Source organism: Lacinutrix sp. MEBiC02404, from assembly GCF_053601575.1.
Genome location: NZ_JBSHNV010000047.1, coordinates 1 through 1,617, shown reverse-complemented (window position 1 = coordinate 1,617; position 1,617 = coordinate 1). Strand labels below are relative to the sequence as shown.

Genomic DNA, 1,617 nt, shown 5'->3' with positions numbered 1-1,617 from the left:
CACCAAAATAATTAAATATCTTAGAAATCTTAAAGAAGAATATCTAACCACTCATAATTATATTGAGACTGTTTTAAAAAGAAACGATTGATTAAGTTACGACGTTTGTAACAATGAATGCCAACGTGTTTGTATATGATTAGTGGCGTGTTTAAGTACGTAATTTAGCAAATAAAAACCGAATAGAAAATCTGCAAAGATTTTCGTAAACAAGCTAAAACCAGCCATTAATTATATACGGTGTTGTAAGCAGTTTTTAATCCGTTATAAATATAAATCATTATTCCGTTTATAATTAATGGAATTACTATAATTCCAATCAGATATTTTAGGTTTTCAGAATTTCCATATTCAATTCCGATTATAACGTTTCCAATTATCCATAAAATTGAGCTCACAGAAAAAATTCCCAACATCTTTTTTAAATTCCGTTTTAACCTTTCAGCATCTTCAGTTTCATACTCTCTAAATTCAAGTTTTTCATTGTACTCTAATCCGTCTGCGTAAATAGAGTAGAAGAGAAATGAAAACCCAAAAATTATAATCAGCAAAATTTGTCCAATTAAGAATATTGGATTCAACTCGGATATAGATTTTATATATTCCAGCGCTTTTCCAAAAAACAACATTACGAAGAAAAATAAGAGAGCAATCAGCCAACTTTTTGATTCAGTTCGTATGTATTTCTTAATGTTCATCGTTTTTTTCTCAAATTGCTTACAACGTGTTTGTATATGGTTTGTTGCGTGTTTAAGCACTAAATTTAGCAAATAAAAACCGAATAGAAAATCCGCGAGGGTTTTCGTAAGTAGGCTAGAACTAGCAATAAATTATATACGGTGTTGTACAACGTTTTTTAATTCCGTTTCTATTGTTTTTCCAAGTTTTATAAGTTTAATAGAATCTTCCTCATTAAATTCTTTTTCGAATTTTAAAAAGATTGTATTGTCTTTAAATTCCAAACTAAATCCATTGACTTTAATCAATTCATCTGTTAAATTTCGTGTTATTATGTTTTCTAATTTTGTTTGGCTTAATGACGATTCCAAAATGTATTTTTTGTTGAACTCTTTTCTATCATCAAGTTTTTTGTCAAATCTGAGGATTAGATTTGCAATTTTTTCTTTCAGATAAGCAGGTCTAATTATTAGTTCAGGAAGATTTGATTCGGTTTTTAAAATCAAACCATTATGTTTGCTTTCAGTATCTATTTCAACCATTGACTCTCCGCCAGTTCCCATTATTTCAGTTTTATATGAATTGCGAATAGATAGTAAATAAATATCAAAATCAAATTCCGTTAATTTCCAAGTGTAGATGTTTTTTAAAAACTTACCTTTTGGAATAATTGAATATTTACTTAAATCAAATCGAATTCCTTTTGCAACTTCCATTGGGAATTTCTTTTTCAGTAAGTACAGTATTTTTCTATTACTTTTCTCGATTTCGGAAGTCATTTCTCAAATGTTGTACAACGTGTTTGTATATGATTAGTGGCGTGTTTCAGCACCTAATTTAGTAAATAAAAACGGAATAGAAAATCTGCAAAGATTTTCGTAAGCAAGCTAAAACTAGCCATTAATTATATACGTTGTTATCTATAGGTCTTTTCATAGT

General features: G+C 28.4%; 2 protein-coding genes. Both read right to left on the bottom strand.

What is annotated here, in order from left to right; translation table 11 throughout:
• Positions 1-227 precede the first annotated feature (227 nt).
• On the bottom strand, positions 228-698 hold the full coding sequence (locus tag ACVCXO_RS00305) for a hypothetical protein (RefSeq protein ID WP_452227605.1): 471 nt from the start codon (positions 696-698) through the stop codon (positions 228-230).
• Between the two features lie 132 nt (positions 699-830).
• The gene (locus tag ACVCXO_RS00300) at positions 831-1,457 is read right to left on the bottom strand and encodes a hypothetical protein (protein WP_055446234.1); all 627 of its coding nucleotides are present in this window, start codon (positions 1,455-1,457) and stop codon (positions 831-833) included.
• Positions 1,458-1,617 lie beyond the last annotated feature (160 nt).